The sequence below is a fragment of the Rhizobium sp. WYCCWR 11146 genome, assembly GCF_013591995.1.
GTDB classification, from domain to species: Bacteria; Pseudomonadota; Alphaproteobacteria; order Rhizobiales; family Rhizobiaceae; genus Rhizobium; species Rhizobium indicum.
The window spans coordinates 225336-242850 of sequence record NZ_JACCEY010000022.1 but is presented as its reverse complement, the minus strand read 5'-3'; the positions used below and the strand labels follow the sequence as shown (position 1 = coordinate 242850).

Sequence of the window (17515 nt, the reverse complement as noted above, 5' to 3'; positions counted from 1 at the left end):
GCTTCTCTGTGCGGGGTTTCGCAATGTCGACGGCGCCTGGCGGGCAGGCGCCGTCACGGTCGGAAGCACTAGAGACGCTTGTAGGCCTCCAGCGCCGCATTGAAGGCGGCATTCAAGGCGTCTTCCGGCTTTTTGGTCCCCGAGAGCACGTCGCCCATCATGATCTGGATCTGGTTGGAGATTTCAGGATAGATCGGCACACCCGGGCGTGCCTGTCCATCGACCAGAGCCGCGGCGAAGGTCTTGTTGGCTTCGGTGGAGAAGACCTCATATTTGTCGAACAGCGACTTCCTGGTCGGCAACTGCTGCTGCAGCGCGTTTGCCGGCCCCATATAGACCTCGCGTGCGAGGTTGGCGCACATCTCGATCTTGTCCTTGTCCTTGCTGAAGGATGCGATCGTCCAGCCGCCGGTTCCGGTCGAACGCTCATCGGCGCTGGGGCCGGGGATCGGCGAGAAGGTCCAGTTGTTGAACTCGTCCTCGTCGAGCGTGGCCTTCAGCTGCGCATATTGCCAGTTGCCGCCGATGAAGAGCGCCGTCGTCGCCGCTGCCGCCGCGGCATTCATATCGTCGTAATTCGCGATCGTGCTGACGCGCTTGGGCGCGGCACCCGAATCGACGAGATCCTTGAAATAATTCAGCGCCTTTAGGAACTTCTCCTTGTTCTCGCCTTCGCCGAATACCGGCTTGCCTGAGTCGTCGACGAGCTTGCCGCCCAGCGCCCAATAATTCGCGAGCCAGTCGAACGTCGTCCCTTCCCAGCGCCCGCCGTTGAAGAGAACGCCTTCCATGCCTTCCTTGGTGGAGGCGAGCGCGGCCGTTTTCAGGTCGTCCCATGTCTGGGGCGCATCCGCAACGATCGACTTGTTGCGGTAGAGCACACGAAGGTCCGTATCCCACCACCAGGCGCGGACCGTCTGATCCTTATCCGTGATGCCGCTGCGGATGAAGGGGAACAGGTCATCCACTTCCTCCTTCGAAAAATACGGCGTGAAGTCCGCAAGAACTTTATTGACCATGAACTGCGAGAGGACGAAGGAGTCGACGGCAGCGCAGTCAGGCGCGTTGCCGGCCTTGGCCTGCTCCAGCATCTTGGCCTGTTCGGTGCCGATGTCCGAGGACATGAATTGCATCTGCAATTTCCAGTCCGGATGCTTCTTGATGAAATCGACGAACAGCTTCTGATAGCCCTCGGCGATCGCCGGATCGGAATTGTTGGGACTATCGTTCGTCAGACGGACGACGAGGGATTTCGGCGCATCGGCAAGGCCGATCCTGTCCTTCGTGGCAAGTTCCTGGGCAAATGAAACGGATGCTGAAAATAACATGGTGCTCAGCGCAAATGCGCTGACGGTGGCGCTCTTCATGATGGGTCTCCTCCCCATTTTGAACGGATACAGCCTGGCGGTCAGTTGACCTCTCCTCATTTCCGTGCTGCATTAATTAGATTAAGTTACTTTGATTTGATGTCAAGCCACAGCTTGGAAGGCCAAACCTGGGAGGTTGAGATGCTGGCGACAATCAACAGCAGCTAGCGCACAGTTCCGGAAAATCGAGATCGATTTCCGGAAAAGAACATGCGCCGTGAAAGTGATGGAGCGTCCCGCGGCACGCGCGGCGCATCCACCGCAATTTTCCTGAAGAAGAGCACGAGGCAATCGCGGATGGCTGCGATGGCGCGAGTGCGGTTTTGCCCGGCTGAACTGCCGCGGGAAGTTAATTCCATGGAGGATAAGATGCGTCTACTCATTCTCGGTACCGGCGGAATGGCCAACCAGCATGCCGCCAACTTCAAGGCGATCGAAGGCGTCAGCGTGGTGGGCGGCGTCGATGTCGTCCCGGAAAGGCTCGCGGCCTTTTGCACCGAACATGGCATCGCCAATCATTTCACGACCCTCGAGGATGCTCTCGCCTGGGGCGAGTTCGACGCAGTGGCAAACGTCACGCCGGACCGCATTCACCACCCGACGACGCTTCAGGCCATTGCCGCCGGCAAGCACGTCTTCTGCGAAAAGCCGCTCGCCACCGATGCGGTCAAGGCCATGGAGATGACCGAGGCCATCGAGCGATCGGGCAAGGTCGGCATGGTCAATTTCACCTATCGCAATTCGCCTGCTCTTCAGAAAGGCCGGCAGATGGTGCTCGCCGGCGAAATCGGGGAGATCAGGCACGTCGAGGCTTCCCACCTGCAAAGCTGGCTGGTCGGCCGCCACTGGGGCGACTGGAAGAGCGAAAGCAAATGGCTGTGGCGGCTGAGCAAGAAACACGGATCCAACGGCGCGCTCGGCGATATCGGAATTCACATCGTCGATTTCGCATCATACGGTTCCGGGCTCGACGTTGCTCATGTCTTCGCCCGGCTGAAGACCTTCGACAAGGCGCCGGGACACAAGATCGGCGAGTATGATCTCGATGCGAATGACAGTTTTACGATGAATGTCGATTTCTTCGGCGGGGCGATCGGGACGATCCAGGCGACGCGCACGGCGGCCGGACAGATGGATCAGCTGCGCCTCAGGGTCTATGGCGAAACCGGCTCGATCGAGATGATCTACGACACCGGAAAATCGACGCTACGCGCCTGTCTTGGAGAAGACGTGCACACGGCGACCTGGCGTGACGTCCCCTTCGATCCGGTCGAGACGAACTACCAGCGTTTCGTCCAGGCCGTGCGGGCGGGCAGGACCCAGGAACCCTCGTTCCGGCGGGCGACCAATATCCAGAAAGTCCTGGACAAGGCGCTGGCCTCCGATCTCAGCCACGCCGATGAAGCGCTCGGCTGAGTCGCGCCAAAGCGGCTGGTTGGGCCATCAGGCCGAAGCCGGCGGCAGCAGCAAAGTGTTGAGGAAGGGCAGGAGTGCCGCACCGAGCGCAACGCCGCCGCCGCTGAAACTCGCGGGTTTCATCGGCGAAATCCAGGGCGTCAGCAACGGTCTCGTCGAGGTGTCGCGCCGCTCGATGGAAAGCTGATGGATCAGCGCTTCGATCACGGACTGCGGCAGGTCGCTGCCGATCATGACGACGCTCGGCGCGAGGAAACCGGCCATGGCGATGATCGGGTCGAGCAGATGGCCTGCGGCTTCCCGTATCCATTGCGACAGTAACGGCGAGGAGATTTCCTCCCCTTGCAGCAGACGGGTGAAGTCCCGGTCGCCGATCCGTGATCGCAAGGACTCGAAACCGACGACGGTATTGAGCTGGACATTGTCGGGACCGGTCAGCATTTCGCCGATGCTGCCTGCCCGGCCATGCACGCCGGAATAGGGAATACCGCGAATGAGAAAGCCGGCCTGAACGTCGTCGTCGATGATGATCATCGCAAGTCCGCCTTCCCTGCCGGAGCTGCCGATCGTGCGCTCGGCGAGAAGGCTCGCCGTGCACTCGTTCTCGACATAGGGACGCGCGATCGTCGACATCGCGGCGATCTGATCGCTTTGATCGTCCGTCCAGTCGTTGGCGGCGATGCCGAGCCCGATGATCGGCAATGTCGCGTGGCGATCGACCATATCCCTGACGGCCGCATGCACCAGGCCGACTTTGTCAGCGGGGTCCAGCTCGATATAGACCCGGTCATGGACCTGGCCACTCAGATCGATGAGCACGGCCTCGCCACGCCTTTGGCGAAGCTTGACGCCGATCGAGAAAGCACCTTCCGGGCGCAAGGCAAACTCGGTAGCGGTGGCCCCTCCGCCAACGCCATTGCGGCGGTTGGAGGTGACAAGCTTTTCGTCAGCCAACCGGCGGAGAATATTGGTAATGCCCGGACCGGTCAGGCCACAATGCCGGCCGAGTTCCATCCGCGTCAGCGGGCCATGGCGGCGGATGGCTTCCAGAATGACGCGAATGTTTCGATCGGCGATTTCGCCGGACCGCAGACCGACCGTTTTGGCGCGCTGGGCGCCCATCTCCTGAGTGTGAAGCCGACGCGGCCCTGACCGAAGATACCGCATGACTGTCTTTCCTAGAGCACCATCTCGGTTGTGTACTTCATCCACGGGCTATGGGAAAGCCGGGCTTAGCGGCCGCTTTTTGGGCTGAACGTCCTATCAACCGGGATCAGCGCCATCAAGGCGCTGACGACGCGCGGCGGGGCGAATGCCGCGCAATGCGTCAACAGATCGTCGAAACGACATGGCAATGGAAGCTTCACTCTATTGGTCACTAATAGCTGCAAGGATGATCGTTGCCGAATCCATCGCGGCAGGCAGGTCTGAGCGAATAGTCGGTGCCGGTATATCCAACCGAGCCGGTTTGCATCGAGTCATTCGAGGTCGTCGTGCAGGATGACGACGATACGGCAATCACGATGACGGCTATCGTGGCTGTCAATAATTTGCGGACTTGAAACATCCCACCCTCCCCAGCTGCCTGAAATCTGCCATATCAGTGCAATTCTCGGTCAAACAGGGGTTTCGATAACTATTGTCGTCGATCAAGATCTCGTTATTCCGTGAAGGCCCAGGCGTTTCACTCAATAGCTCATCTCGCGGCAGCACAGCAGCGTTTCGCATCCCTTTCCAGCACCCGCGTTGAAGCGGACGATGAGATTTCCAGGTAATCGGGGTTGATATTCACGTAGCCGCGACGGGTTCCACAAACAGTTCCGCCATCGGCGAAGATCTCGACGATGCCGCAATCATGAAACAGACGAAGGTCCTTTCCGTCGCCAAGCTCCGCCACGTAATGGATCGAGCCGTCGTCCTGGGCGAGCCGGATCGAGAGGATACCGCCAGCGACGCCCACCTCGAAGGCAAGTTCGCCGCCCTGCGTCGCAACGATCTTGCTGCCTTCCAAAGCTCCGGAAAGGCGGATTTCAATGGGGGCCATCGGTAGCGAGAATTTGCCGCTTTGGTCCTCAACGATAGGGTCAGCGGCAAAGTGATCGTCGACTTCGATCGTCGGCAGCATGCGCAGCCTCTTCCTGTCTTCACTCAAACTTAGAACACGTGGTAGGGACATCTCCCCGGAATAGGCTGAGCCCTCAGGCTTGCGATATTCCCAATTGAAAAGCCAGGCAAAGGCGATCTGGCGCCCTCCCGCTTCGAAACTCTGCATCGCGTAATAATCGGTGCCGAAATCCAGCAATTGCAGCTCCGGCATGTCGGGTACGAAGCAGTCGTCGATGAACTCGCCGATCAGGGCATAAAGGAGATTGTGGCGCCGTGTCCGTGGCTCGACATGGCCAACAAAACCCATCACCAGAACCCACTTTTCCTCCAGCGGAAAGAAATCCGGGCATTCCACCGCACGCGCGCCTTCTTGGCGGAAGTTAACCGGCGCACGGTAGAGCGGCCTGAGATATTGCCAATCGAGGCCATCGCCGGAGCCGAACAACAACACCGCGGGATCGCCTTCGATCGATGCGCCGAGTATCATGCGATAGGCGTTGGCTGTGTCATCCCACCAAACTTTTGGATCGCGGAAGTCGTGCTCGACACCGTCGGGACGCTCTTCCAACACCGTCACAATGCCTTCTGCCTTGATCATCCTCCGATCCGGGCGCGCTATTTTCTGAATTTCCCGATAGCCCTCGAAAAGGTCATAGGCGGGCAGGCGCTCGGTGTAAAAGAACATCAAACTTCCATCTCGATCCCGAAAGGCGTTGCCGGAGAATGCGCCTCCTGTGGCGCCGAGACGCCACAGGTTCTGTTCGGGATGCAGAAATACCGGCATGTGAAGCCAATTGACCAGATCGCGGCTGGTCGCATGTCCCCAGTGCATCGGTCCCCAATCACTGCCGCCGGGATGGAATTGATAAAAAAGGTGCCATAGCTCGTCGATCTTGCAGAGACCTACGGGGTCGTTCATCCAATGCCGGATTGGCGAGAAATGAAACGCAGGACGATCCGGATCGGACCGAAGCCAATCTTCAATTTCCGCGCCGGTGCGTTGAAGGATCCCTCTTTGCGAGAGTTCAAACACTGTTATACCGGTCTCATTCACGGTTTGAGGCTGATATCCATAGGCCCACAGAACAGCGTCCGGCGCATTGGTGACAATGTTGACCTCGCAAGCTTCCCTGTGGTGATATTTGAAAAACTCCGAATGGATGGCAAATGACCGAACATGCCAAACCGTTTTCCCGTCAATGTCTACGCGAAAAAAGCCGTCGCCCGCGGCCCAAAATTCCAAGCGGTACCCCGAGGGTAGGAAAAGGTTTTGCTTCATCAACCGGCCATCTTCCCGGTCCATTTGGTTCGCCATGAACACAACTCCGAATAGTCACTGAATTTTCGACCGACGGCCTAGCTATGCTCGATCTAATGAAACTCTGCCGACGATTGCCCAAGAACTGGAGTACCCCTGAAAGCATTCGCTGTTCTGTCCATCTCGACCTGTTCGACACTGCCTGAATCCAGAACTGTATTCCGCACCGAACCCCTTTGCACCAATACTGCCGTTACCTCGAGCGCCTTCAAATTGTCCGTTGAAAGCAATGCGCCCACTTGCGTTGAAAAACAGGCGCTGTTTGGTGCGTCGTTGATTTGCGAAATTTCGGTTGTGGCCACGATGTGATTATTGGCGATGTAGTTGCCGCTGCCGGAAACGACATTGATGATCACAGGCTTTGCGGCGAGAGGCTTGATATATTGAATATCGATCGTTTCTGAAATGTGGTTGGCGATTACCGAATTGTTGCTGCCATCAATGTGCAAAAGTCCGAACAGGTCATCCAGGCCGTTATCGTACCTCTGCATGGGCGCCCACGGCTCGCGATCTCGCAGGAAGTGATTTGAGGAGACCAGGTTTTCGCAGCAATTCGCAGCAAAAACCAGCATTCCGGGATAGAAGGAATGGAATCTGTTTCCTGTGATCGAGGAACGCACCACGCCGGAAAAATAGACGCTGCTGGCGCCTCGGGGGAAGACGTTGTTTGAAGAGACCAGGATGCCGCCGTAATTTTCAGCGTAGACGGAATGTCCCCTATATCCGGCTCCGACAAAATTATTCGCTATCCTCGAGGCCTGCCCCATACCTTTCAATTCGATACAGTTGCCGCACTCTGCAATGAAATTGTTGTCTATTGCCAGCGCATCCGCGTCATGAACAGTCACGCCATGTTCCAGATAGATAAGGCCCATCCCCGTTATTCGGAATGAGTCATTGGCGCTGCCCACATAGATTCCCGTTTTGCCATTCCTGTAGGTATTTTCCGCATCATTCTGCCCCGAACCGTCGTCCATGAAGTGCAGGCCATCGATGCAAAAATCGGCAAACTCCACAGAGCTTATGCGAGGATTGCCGGTGCGCTTGACGTAGAACGCGGCTCCGGCAGCCTCACCGTCGGCGGCGTCCGGAGACATGTCCACACATATGCGACTTCCGCCCGGCCACACTTCACGCCACTGTGCCAGTTCGTTTGCGGGTGTATTGAAACGGATGCTCGAAGACGTAAAACCATGTCCCGAGCCGACAATCTTCAGATAGCTCAGGTCTATAACGACTTGGGTGGCAAGACGATAATCGCCTGGCGGAATATAGATCACCGCTCCAGGCTTCCCGCCGTCATTCTGGTCGCGAACCGCTTGCCTGCTCTTAATATCCGCAATGATGCTATTGATGACCGATCCAATGTCCTCTTGGGGGTTGCCTAAGGGATATTGTGTTACGTCGTAAAAGTTGTCACTTGCCATAGTTCATGTCTCCTCGGCCATTTCCTACTCCACAGCGAGAGTAGGCCGATGTTCTTGATTGGCTTGTCGTGCCCAAGCCGCCTGGGGAAATGCGTTCAACCGGCTCTCTTGTTCGAGTTTGGAGCAGGATCCTGCGCACCATCACCAGATGCTGGAGCGGCTGTCGGGTTCAAAGAAATGGAGTTCGTCGGCATCGACAGCGATGCGCGCGATGTCACCTGCGCGGACTGTGCTCTTCGGAGAAAAGCGGGCTACAGCAGCCTTTCCGTTGCCGATGTCGGCGATGGCGTCCGGGTCGCCGGCATCCACCCGGGTTGCGTCGATATTCAGATGCGCCATGGATTCAGAACCTAGCGCCTCGACAAGAGTAACCGGGGCCGAAATCTCGGCCGAAGAGGGCCGGATTGCGGCGTCGTTCATATGCTCCGGGCGGATACCGACAATGAGCTGACGGTTGGACGCACCGTTGAGCGAGGGGCGGTCTGCGAAAACCCGGTCGGGGATTTCCAGGCTGTTGCTGCCCAGGGTCAGCGTCCTTCCATTCAGAACGGCCTCGTACAAATTCATCGAAGGCGATCCGATAAAGGCGGCGACGAAGACATTGTCAGGACGATTGTACAGGTTTTGCGGTGTGTCGACTTGCTGCAGCACACCGCCTTTCATGACAGCGACGCGGTCACCCATCGTCATCGCCTCGACTTGGTCGTGGGTCACGTAAATCGTCGTGACATTCAGTTTTCTCTGGAGGCTGGCGATCTCGGCGCGCATCTGCACGCGCAGCTTGGCATCGAGGTTCGACAACGGTTCATCCATCAGGAAGGCCGCTGGTTTGCGGACGATCGCCCGTCCCATGGCGACACGCTGACGCTGGCCTCCTGAGAGGAGTGCCGGCCTGCGGTCGAGCAAAGTCGTCAGTTCGAGGATGCGGCCTGCTTCGTCTACGCGGCTGGCAATCTCGGTCTTCGGCAGGCCTGCCATCAGCAATGGGAAGGCAATGTTCTCCCGCACGGTCTTGTGCGGGTAGAGCGCATAGGACTGAAAGACCATGGCGATGTCGCGATCCTTGGGATCGACATCGTTGACGATCCGGTCACCGATCCTGAGCTCACCGCTCGTAATGCTCTCCAGGCCAGCAATCATCCTGAGCGCCGTCGACTTCCCGCATCCGGACGGGCCGACGAAAACCATGAACTCGCCATCCCTGATGTCGAAGCTTAGATCGTGCAGAGCGTGAAAGCTGTTTCCGTAGACCTTGTTGATATTGCGCAGTTCTATGCCGGCCATGCCTTTGCCTCCCTCATCCCTTTACAGCGCCGAAAGTCAGGCCGCCGACGATCTGTTTTTGCAGTGCGAGCGTTACGATGATGACCGGCAGCGAGTAGAGGACGGCTGCCGCGGTCATCGCCCCCCAGGCAAGCCCATAGACCGAATTGTATTCAGCGATGACGATCGGCGCCGTTTTGGTCGCCTCGGACGTCAGCAGCAGCGCGTAAAGAAACTCGTTCCAGCTTGTGATGAAGGTAAAGAGCGCGGTGACCGCTATTCCCCCTGTCATGACCGGAAGCACGATCTTTCGAAACGCCTGGAATCGTGTGCAGCCATCCATGCGCGCCGCTTCTTCGAGCTCCTTCGGTATGCCCTCGAAGAACGCGGACATGAGCAGCAGTGCCAGTGGTACCGCAGCCGACGTGTGAGCGAGCACCAGGCCTGGAATGGTATCGAGCAGACCCACAGACTTCAAAAGCTGGAACAGCGGCACTCCGAGCGCCACCGACGGCACCATGCGCGTCACCAGGGCGAAGAGCAGGAAAATGGTGGTGATCCGGCGCCGGTACTGCGTGGCAACGTAAGCGGCAGGCACGGCCACCGCAAGCGAGAGAGCCGTCGTCAGTACCGCGACGGTGAGTGAATTGACGAAGGCTCTCGGCAAAGTGGAGGATCGCAGCACTTCGCGGAAGTTCTCGAACGAGACAACGGCGGGAAAGAAGCTAGGCGGGATCTGCTGCACATCAGCCGCCGGCTTGATGGAGGTCATGAGGAGATAGATGTAAGGCAGCGCGTAGGATAGCACCAACACGAGGGCTGCCGCGTTGATCAGGATTCCGCTGAGATTGAGGCGGGGAGCTCTACGCATGGACCGGCCTCCATATCTTCCAATAGGCGACTGCCGCCAAAAGCATCATGACGATGAGGAACAATGTTCCTGACGCGGAAGCCTCGCCGAGATCGCCGAACCGAACCATGCGCTGGTAGATGTTCATCGAGAACACTTCGGAAGCATGACTGGGACCACCCTGCGTCTGTATCCAGATCAGGTCGAATGTCTTTGCAGCATCCACGCCTCGCACGATCACCACGACGGCGATCACCGGCCGCATGAGGGGAAGGGTGACATGCCAGAAGCGCTTGAGGGCATTCGCCCCGTCGATCCGCGCTGCCTCCAGCAGGTCTTTCGGGATGTTCGTCAGCCCGGCATAGGACACAAGGGCGACAAAGGAAGTCGTCAACCAGATGTCGGCAAAGGAAACAGAATAGATGACGATATCTTCGCTGGACAACCATGCGATTGCCTCTGGATCGCTAATCAGACCCAAACGGACGAGCCCGTAGTTCAGGATGCCGATATTGCCGACGAGCAGAAATCGCCAAAGTAGACCCGCGACGATGGGCGGAACCATCAGCGGCAGAGCGAAGATCGTGCGATGCCACCGCGATTGACCGGCAAGCGCCGAAAAAAGCAGCGCCGCACAGAAACCGAACGTGAACTCGAAAAACAGCGCGAAGAGCGAATACTGAACGGTCCGCAGAGCGCTTTCCATGACACGTTTCGACGTCAAGGCATCGACATAGTTCTGCAGGCCGACCCATTCGCGAATATGGGGCGTGATCGTATCGACCTTGAAAAAGGAATCGAATACCAGGAGCCCCACCGGGTAAGCGACCAGCACGCCGAGGATGGCGACAGCAGGCGCGAGCATGCAAAGTACAAATCGGTCTTCACCCGACATGTCCGTCTCCGAAAGCTAAGAGTGGGGCATATTTTGCCCCACGATGTGGAGGAATGTACGAGGCTAGTTGAGAATGTCCTCGATCGTTTCCTTGGCTTCCGTCAGGACCTCCCCGATATCTGCCTGGCAGGTGAGTGCCTGCTGGATAGCGGGCAGCACAGCTTCATCGACTATTTCCTGATATTTTTCATTGATCGGCCGGCCCTGGGTGGCGGGCGCGCTTAGCGTCTCAAGAAGTGGGGGGAAGTGCTCATAGCCGGTCTTGCCTGAATAGCTGCGATAGGCGGAATTCGTCGCTGCAAGGCCGAGGGGAGCTTCGATACCCAGGGCATTATTGGCGATAGCAAACGAGATGAATTTTTTCGCGGCGTCCTTGTGCTGGGATGTCGAGGGAACGACGTTGTACCAAGGGCCGGGAACAGCTGCGATCCCGGCTTCACCGGCCAGCATCGGTACCACGCCGACCTTGCCGCTGACCTTTGAATCCGCAGGCGTCATCTTGTAGGCGTGCGCCCAGAACTTCATCATGGCTGTTTTGCCCTGATAGAACAGGTTCTGCGCCTCGCCCCAGCCGATTTCGTTCACATTTTCAGGGACGGAATGATCAATGCAGTGCGGCGCGATGTAGAATTCAAGCGCCTTTTTGTGCGCCTCATTGTCGATAATGACCTGCCCGTCCTTATCGAGGATCACTCCTGGCGAACCCGCCTGCAGCACATGCGCCATCCATTCCTCTGAAAACGTGCCGATGGTGTCGGTGCCCCAGAAGTCAGTCTTTCCATCGCCGTCAGTGTCACGCGTGAAGAATTTCGCAATGTCGCGCCACTGCTGCCAGGTTTTGGGCGGCGAGAGAGGATAGCCATACTTGGCCTGAAATGCCTCTTTTTCCTCCGCCTTATCAAACAGATCCTTGCGATAGAACACGATCTCGGCATTGGCCCAGGCAGGCATACCGATCAGCTTGTCACCGACCTTCGCATCGGCAAGCAAGACAGGCGGCAGATCCGCGCGAACCGCATCGGTGAAAAGAGCCGAGAGATCCTCGACGTGGCCTGCAAACTTCGCATTCCACACAACGTCGATCGTCACGACATCGAACGCGGAAGAGCCAGACGCGATTTCGGCTGAGAATTTGTCAAAGACACCCTGATAGGGAACGGTCGTGAAGTTCACCTCGATGCCTGTTTCGGCAGTAAACTTCTCGGCGACCGCCTTCTGCAACATTTCGCCGCCACCTTCCACCAGAATGTTGATGGTTTCGGCATTGGCAGTGGCGGCTATGAAAACAAGCGCGAGTGCGCTGGCACCAAGCAATTTCTTCATCGATACCTCCCTGTTGGCCCGCTGCACTTGCACTGAGCCCTCCTTCTTGCTGCGAAGGTAATCTTCGTATGACGACGTTGTCAATACAGAATGACGACGTTGTCATAAAAATATGTCGACGTTGTCATGCGTCTGGTTTAAAACGAATCCCGGCAAGGAGATTGGCGTACATGGTCAGCATAGTCAGCGTCGCGAAGGTGGCGGGAGTTTCCAACAAAACTGTGTCTCGCGTCATTAACGGCGAACCATATGTGACCGAGGAAACGAGGGAGAGGGTCGAAAGGGCAATCCGGGACCTCGGATATGTGCCCAATATGGCCGCGCGCCAAATACGCTCAAGTCGCTCCAACACATTTGGCATCATCGCTGACTACGTGTCGACGACGCCCTATTCAGTGGATATCGTTCGCGGGATCCAGGATTGGGCCAATGCCAACGGCAAGACCATTCTGATGGCAAACACCGGCGGCGCATCCGAGCAGGAGATTAAAATTTGGAAGATGTTCCAATCGCACCGCATTGACGGTGTTCTCTACGTAACGATGTACCATCGCATCGTTGACCCCGAAATCGGCGACGTCGGCATCCCCACAGTCATGATCAACTGCCGACCAAAAACGAGCGAGCTGTTGCCGTCGATCGAACCCGATGACTACCAGGGCGCTCAGGATCTGACACGCTATCTGCTTGAGCGGGGGCATCGAAAGATCGGCTATATCCGGCTCAATCCCATTTTGCTTGGTGCGGAACTGCGCCTCGATGCTTTCCGCAAAACCACCGGAGACTTTGGCCTTGCGGAGAACGACCTCACTATCCGCCTTGGCATGGAAGGACCGGTAGGAGCAGAGAAGAACTACGTTTTTGCTGCCGCCACCGAGATGCTTCAACAAAAGGATCGACCGACCGCAATCATGAGCGGCAACGACGAAATGGCGATCCAAATCTACATCGCGGCCATGGCATTGGGTCTTCGGATTCCCGAGGATGTCAGTATTGTCGGCTTTGACGATTTCCGGACGGTTTCCCTGGCGCTGAGGCCGGAGCTGACCACTGCCGCTTTGCCATATTACGATCTCGGTCTGCAAGGGGCGGAATTGTTGAATAGCGTGGTGGCGGGAAGCGAAGTTTGCCCGACCAGTCGAGTTATGTCCTGCAATTTGGTGGAGCGACTTTCGGTGCGCTCCCTGTAATCTGACCTCATGCATGAGAGCGTCTGATCGAGCAAGCAAGCTTTCGCAAGAACATGGCGTGACAGTGACATCCGGTAAAGCCGGAGCGGTTCGCTTCTTCCGGGCTTGACGCCAAATCAAAGTTACTTAATCTAAGACTCTGCAAGCCTGCTTGGAGGAGGGGCCGGGCAATCGCGATGTCGGTCGCGCCATCTTCATCTCCCCCAAACCATGACCATGACCCCAAAAGCATGACGACAAGATTGTCAGCCGTCGATTTTCAACAGGATAAGCCATGCCTCTGACCATTGCCCAGCGCCTCGATCGTCTCAAAGTTCGCATTGCCGAGTTGGCGCATTGGCGAGATCGACAAAGTGCTGCGATCGACGGCTGGACGTTCGAGGGCGAGCCGATTGGCCATCACCAGGATTGGCCGCACCGCCAGGGGGTGGTGCATTTTGCCGCGACCGCTGAAGCGCCGGAGGCGTGGCCTCTCGGCGATATTCGCCTGCAGCTCGACCTCGGCGGCGAGAGCCTGATTACGCTCAGCTACCCCGACGGCGAGACGGAAACATTCGGTCTCGATCCCTACCATCAGGAATTCCCGCTGAAGGGCCGCCGCTTTTCGATCGCAACGGAAACCGTCGCCCGGTTTCCATTCGGCGAGCCCAATCGCGCTCCACGGCTCAACAAGGCCCGATTTATCTGGCTCGATGGTCCAGCTCACCGCCTGCATCTTCTGTTAAAGCAGGTTGCCGAGGCAATCGATGTGCTGGGCGAGCATGAAGTCGTGCCGCACCTGATGGATGCCGCCGAGCACGCGTTGCGCAGTCTCGACTGGCCGTCGGATACGGCGGCCTATATCTCCCGCACATCAAGCGCTGTCATGCAGCAGAAGATCTGGGAACTGCCGGAGCTCGAGGCTAATCCGGCAGGCCTTACGGAGGAGCAGAGCGCTTCGGCAGCCACAGCCTTCGAGGCTCTGACGGCGAAGTTGAAGGAGCTGCAGAAGCGCTTCCCGCCGAATGGAGAATTGCTGCTGACGGGCCATGCGCATATCGATCTCGCCTGGCTTTGGCCCTATCGCGAGACGCGGCGGAAAATGCGGCGCACCTTCAATACGGCGCTGTCATTGATGGAGCGCTCCGACGATTTCCGCTTCAATCAATCGACCGCCCATTATTACGCGCAGATGGAAGAGGAAGACCCGGAGCTTCTCGATCGCATCAAGCAGAAGGTCGCGGAAGGAAAGTGGGAAACCGTCGGCGGCATGTGGGTGGAGCCCGACACGAACATGCCGACCGGCGAAAGTCTCGCCCGTCAGGTTCTCTATGGCCAGCGTTATTTCGAAAAGACCTTCGGCACGCGCCATACGGTCTGCTGGCTGCCCGATTGCTTTGGCTTTTCAGGCGCGCTGCCGCAAATCTTGAGGCAGGGCGGCATCGACAGCTTCTTCACGATCAAGGTCAATTGGAGCGAGACCAACCATATTCCATCCGATCTCTTCTGGTGGAAGGGTCTCGACGGCAGCCGGGTGCTGACCCACACGTTCGACAATCCGATGCAGGGTTATAACGGCTTCGTGCAAGCCGATTGCTACGTGCCGACATGGAAGAATTTCCGCGGCAAGACACAGCACGATACCTCGCTGCTGGCCGTCGGATATGGCGACGGCGGCGGCGGCGTCACGCCCGAGATGGTCGAGCGCGAGGTGCAGCTGCGCGATTTCCCGGCGATCCCGCAGGCACGCTGGGGCACCGTCAAAAGCTATTACGAACAGGCGCACCGCACCGCAGGCGAACAGAACCTTCCGGTATGGGATGGCGAAATCTATCTCGAACTGCACCGCGCCACGCTGACGTCGCAAAGCGGCGTCAAGCGCAAGCATCGCCAGGCCGAACGCGCGCTGATCACCGCCGAAACCATCGCTTCGCTGGCGCATATGCTCGGAGCAGACAGGCCCCGAAGCCTCGAAGCGGATTGGCGCGTGGTGCTGAAGAACGAATTTCACGACATTCTGCCGGGCTCGAGCATCCGTGAAGTTTATCAGGATGCCGAGCAGGAACTGGGCGGCGTCATCGAACGTGCTGGAACCGAACAGGCAAATGCCTTGCAAGCGCTGTCGGCCAAGCTGCCGAAAGGCGGGGTTGGCGATGCCCTCGTCGTCGTCAATCCGTCTCTTGCGGCCAGACCGCTCAGCGCAACGCTCTCCGACGGCACGGTCGTCGCGGCCGCCGATCTCGTCGCCCCCTTGTCCGTCGCGGTCTTCGACAAGGGCTCGCTCAAGCCGGCGGGCGGGCTGAAGGCAGGCCCCGAGCGTCTCGAAAACGAGCACCTCTCGGTCTCCATCGGCAGGGACGGGGCGGTTTCGAGCCTCCTTCACAAGGCAACGGGCCGGGAAGCGGTCGACGGCTCGGCAAATCAGCTCTGGGTCTATCCGGCCGACAAGCCGCGCAACTGGGACGCCTGGGACATCGATGCGGATTATGCCGAAAAGGCCGTCCGCCTCGATACGCCTGATAGTATCACCCTCGTTGAAGACGGCCCGCACCGCGCGGCGATCCGCGTCGTTTACCGCTACCGGAATTCGAGCGTCACGCAGACCTATGTGCTGACGGCCAACGCCAGGCGGCTAGACATCGAAACGACGATCGACTGGCATGATCGCCGCACGCTGCTGCGAACCCTGAACCCGGTCGCCGCGCAGGCCCGCAAGGCGACCTTCGAATGCGCCTTCGGCGTCGTCGAACGGGCAACGCACACGAATACGTCCTGGGAGCAGGCGATGTTCGAGGCCGTCGCGCACCGCTTCGTCGATATCAGCGAGCCGGATTTCGGGGTCGCGCTGCTCAACAATGCCAAATACGGCCATAGCGCCCGCGGCAATGTGATCGGCATGAGCCTCGTACGCGGGCCGATCTATCCGGATCCGTTGGCCGACGAAGGGGAGCAGAGCTTCACCTATGCACTGATGCCGCATGAAGGCGCCTGGCATGAAGGCGGCGTTCTCGACGAGGCGATCGATCTCAATCAGCCGCTCGTCTCGGCTCAATTCAGCGGCCTCTCCGCCGGCATTTTTGCGCCGCTTGCGGTCACCGGCATCCCTGTCGCGTTCTCAGGCCTAAAGCCGGCGGAAGAGGGCGACGGCCTCATCCTGCGCCTTTACGAACCGGCCGGCCGGCGCGGCAGGCTCGCCCTCAACCTGCCTTCCGGATGGGCAGCATCGCAGCCGCTGAACATTCTCGAAGAGCCGATGGAGCGAAAGGGACCTGCCGACATCATGCCGTTCGAAGTCAGGACCTGGAAGCTGCAGAATGGCTGATGCCTGACCGCCATACGTGCCGGGAATCAAATGGCCTATGGCAGCATGCCGCACCATGATTTCAAGAACTGGCGGGCGCTCCTGAAAGCGCCTGCTATCTCCTAGAATTGGATGAGATGCCAGCCGCATCCAACGGGCGAAAAGCGTCGGGGCGGGCGGCAAAGTTCGCAGCGACAAAATCCACGAAAGCGCGGACTTTGGGTGAAAGCTGACGATTGGATGGCCAGACGAGCGAGAGCGAACCGTACGGCACCATGAAGGAGGTCAGGACGGGGATCAAACTTCCGGTTCGCATATGGGGCTCTGCGACGTAGACAGGCAGATGCGCAAGGCCCAAACCGTCCCGTGCTGCCCGCAGCCCTGCGTCCGTATTGTTGAATGTAAGGCTTCTTGGGAAAATTACCCGATCGTATGGCGGGCGGAATGCCCACGGCGCGACACGACCGCTGGATGGGTATTTGAATTGAATGCAGGCATGTTGGGAGAGGTCATCCGGGGTCTCCGGTCGCCCATGGCGCTTGAAATAATCGGGACTTTCGCAAACGACGAAATGCTGATCGCCGAGACGGCGGGCAATCAATCGTGCATCGGCAAGTTCACCGCTCCGCACGACGACATCCAGGCCCTCTGCCACCAGGTCGATAACCTTGTCTTCGAAATCGATGTCCAGTTCGATCTCCGGAAATTGCTCGGCAAAAATGGGCAGGATCGGCATAAGAAGGTGGTGCCCGACGATATGCGGTACGCTGATGCGAAGGCGCCCCCTTGGACGTTCCCGGCTTCGTGAGATTGTGGCCTCTGCGTCATCCATGTCGTCGATGATGCGTTTGTAGCGCTCGTAGAGAACCGCTCCTTCCTCAGTCAGGCTGATACTGCGCGTTGTCCGGTTGAAGAGCCGCACGCCCAGCCGGCTTTCGAGACGCGCCACCGCCTTTCCGATCGCGGACGGCGAAACTCCGGCAACCCTCGCGGCTGCGACGTAGCTCTGCTGTTCGACGGCGTGAACGAAGGCGACAACGCTTGCGAGACTGTCCACATCAGCACCCGATTGAAGATATT

At 58.3% G+C, this 17515-nt stretch carries 13 protein-coding genes; 3 read left to right on the top strand and 10 right to left on the bottom strand.

The genetic code is table 11. From position 1 onward, the window contains the following. Window positions 1-68: 68 nt before the first annotated feature. Complete coding sequence (locus HX899_RS17185; protein ID WP_003550504.1) at window positions 69-1367, bottom strand: hypothetical protein; 1299 nt, start codon at window positions 1365-1367, stop codon at window positions 69-71. Between the two features lie 369 nt (window positions 1368-1736). On the opposite strand from HX899_RS17185, the gene HX899_RS17180 reads away from it, so the two are divergent. Further along, window positions 1737-2783, top strand: coding sequence for a Gfo/Idh/MocA family protein (locus HX899_RS17180; RefSeq protein WP_138330771.1), 1047 nt, complete (start codon window positions 1737-1739; stop codon window positions 2781-2783). 27 nt (window positions 2784-2810) lie between these two features. Here HX899_RS17180 and HX899_RS17175 read toward each other — a convergent pair whose 3' ends face one another. From HX899_RS17175 to HX899_RS17145, 8 genes are all read right to left on the bottom strand, one after another. Further along, the gene (locus HX899_RS17175; RefSeq protein ID WP_138390410.1) at window positions 2811-3950 is read right to left on the bottom strand and encodes an ROK family transcriptional regulator; all 1140 of its coding nucleotides are present in this window, start codon (window positions 3948-3950) and stop codon (window positions 2811-2813) included. Between the two features lie 211 nt (window positions 3951-4161). Then, entirely contained in the window at window positions 4162-4350 is a 189-nt protein-coding gene (locus tag HX899_RS35120; RefSeq protein ID WP_246697123.1) for a hypothetical protein, read from the bottom strand. 129 nt (window positions 4351-4479) lie between these two features. Further along, on the bottom strand, window positions 4480-6168 hold the full coding sequence (locus HX899_RS17170) for a glycoside hydrolase family 32 protein (RefSeq protein WP_181292956.1): 1689 nt from the start codon (window positions 6166-6168) through the stop codon (window positions 4480-4482). Window positions 6169-6260: 92 nt separating this feature from the next. After that, window positions 6261-7634, bottom strand: coding sequence for a NosD domain-containing protein (locus HX899_RS17165; RefSeq protein WP_181292914.1), 1374 nt, complete (start codon window positions 7632-7634; stop codon window positions 6261-6263). Window positions 7635-7775: 141 nt separating this feature from the next. Continuing rightward, a complete protein-coding gene (locus tag HX899_RS17160) occupies window positions 7776-8918 on the bottom strand; it encodes an ABC transporter ATP-binding protein (protein WP_181292913.1) in 1143 nt (380 codons plus the stop codon). A gap of 13 nt (window positions 8919-8931) precedes the next feature. Continuing rightward, window positions 8932-9768: a carbohydrate ABC transporter permease gene (locus HX899_RS17155; protein ID WP_181292912.1), complete on the bottom strand. Its 837-nt coding sequence runs from the start codon at window positions 9766-9768 to the stop codon at window positions 8932-8934. Then, on the bottom strand, window positions 9761-10642 hold the full coding sequence (locus tag HX899_RS17150) for a carbohydrate ABC transporter permease (protein ID WP_020047465.1): 882 nt from the start codon (window positions 10640-10642) through the stop codon (window positions 9761-9763). Before HX899_RS17150 ends, HX899_RS17155 begins: the two co-directional genes overlap by 8 nt. A gap of 63 nt (window positions 10643-10705) precedes the next feature. Continuing rightward, window positions 10706-11965: a sugar ABC transporter substrate-binding protein gene (locus tag HX899_RS17145; RefSeq protein WP_181292911.1), complete on the bottom strand. Its 1260-nt coding sequence runs from the start codon at window positions 11963-11965 to the stop codon at window positions 10706-10708. Window positions 11966-12135: 170 nt separating this feature from the next. Between HX899_RS17145 and HX899_RS17140 the strand changes: the two genes are divergently transcribed. Continuing rightward, complete coding sequence (locus HX899_RS17140; RefSeq protein WP_180196538.1) at window positions 12136-13155, top strand: LacI family DNA-binding transcriptional regulator; 1020 nt, start codon at window positions 12136-12138, stop codon at window positions 13153-13155. A 274-nt stretch (window positions 13156-13429) separates the two neighbouring features. Then, on the top strand, window positions 13430-16456 hold the full coding sequence (locus HX899_RS17135) for a glycoside hydrolase family 38 C-terminal domain-containing protein (protein WP_180196539.1): 3027 nt from the start codon (window positions 13430-13432) through the stop codon (window positions 16454-16456). 94 nt (window positions 16457-16550) lie between these two features. On the opposite strand, the gene HX899_RS17130 is transcribed toward HX899_RS17135, so the two are convergent. Further along, window positions 16551-17492, bottom strand: coding sequence for a LysR family transcriptional regulator (locus HX899_RS17130; RefSeq protein ID WP_181292910.1), 942 nt, complete (start codon window positions 17490-17492; stop codon window positions 16551-16553). Window positions 17493-17515: the final 23 nt, after the last annotated feature.

Excerpts from the sequence above, each read along its gene's own strand:
- HX899_RS17185 (WP_003550504.1), bottom strand. The coding sequence starts at position 1,367 with ATGAAGAGCGCCACCGTCAGCGCATTTGCGCTGAGCACCATGTTATTT.
- HX899_RS17180 (WP_138330771.1), top strand. The coding sequence starts at position 1,737 with ATGCGTCTACTCATTCTCGGTACCGGCGGAATGGCCAACCAGCATGCC.
- HX899_RS17175 (WP_138390410.1), bottom strand. The coding sequence starts at position 3,950 with ATGCGGTATCTTCGGTCAGGGCCGCGTCGGCTTCACACTCAGGAGATG.
- HX899_RS35120 (WP_246697123.1), bottom strand. The coding sequence starts at position 4,350 with ATGTTTCAAGTCCGCAAATTATTGACAGCCACGATAGCCGTCATCGTG.
- HX899_RS17170 (WP_181292956.1), bottom strand. The coding sequence starts at position 6,168 with ATGAAGCAAAACCTTTTCCTACCCTCGGGGTACCGCTTGGAATTTTGG.
- HX899_RS17165 (WP_181292914.1), bottom strand. The coding sequence starts at position 7,634 with ATGGCAAGTGACAACTTTTACGACGTAACACAATATCCCTTAGGCAAC.
- HX899_RS17160 (WP_181292913.1), bottom strand. The coding sequence starts at position 8,918 with ATGGCCGGCATAGAACTGCGCAATATCAACAAGGTCTACGGAAACAGC.
- HX899_RS17155 (WP_181292912.1), bottom strand. The coding sequence starts at position 9,768 with ATGCGTAGAGCTCCCCGCCTCAATCTCAGCGGAATCCTGATCAACGCG.
- HX899_RS17150 (WP_020047465.1), bottom strand. The coding sequence starts at position 10,642 with ATGTCGGGTGAAGACCGATTTGTACTTTGCATGCTCGCGCCTGCTGTC.
- HX899_RS17145 (WP_181292911.1), bottom strand. The coding sequence starts at position 11,965 with ATGAAGAAATTGCTTGGTGCCAGCGCACTCGCGCTTGTTTTCATAGCC.
- HX899_RS17140 (WP_180196538.1), top strand. The coding sequence starts at position 12,136 with ATGGTCAGCATAGTCAGCGTCGCGAAGGTGGCGGGAGTTTCCAACAAA.
- HX899_RS17135 (WP_180196539.1), top strand. The coding sequence starts at position 13,430 with ATGCCTCTGACCATTGCCCAGCGCCTCGATCGTCTCAAAGTTCGCATT.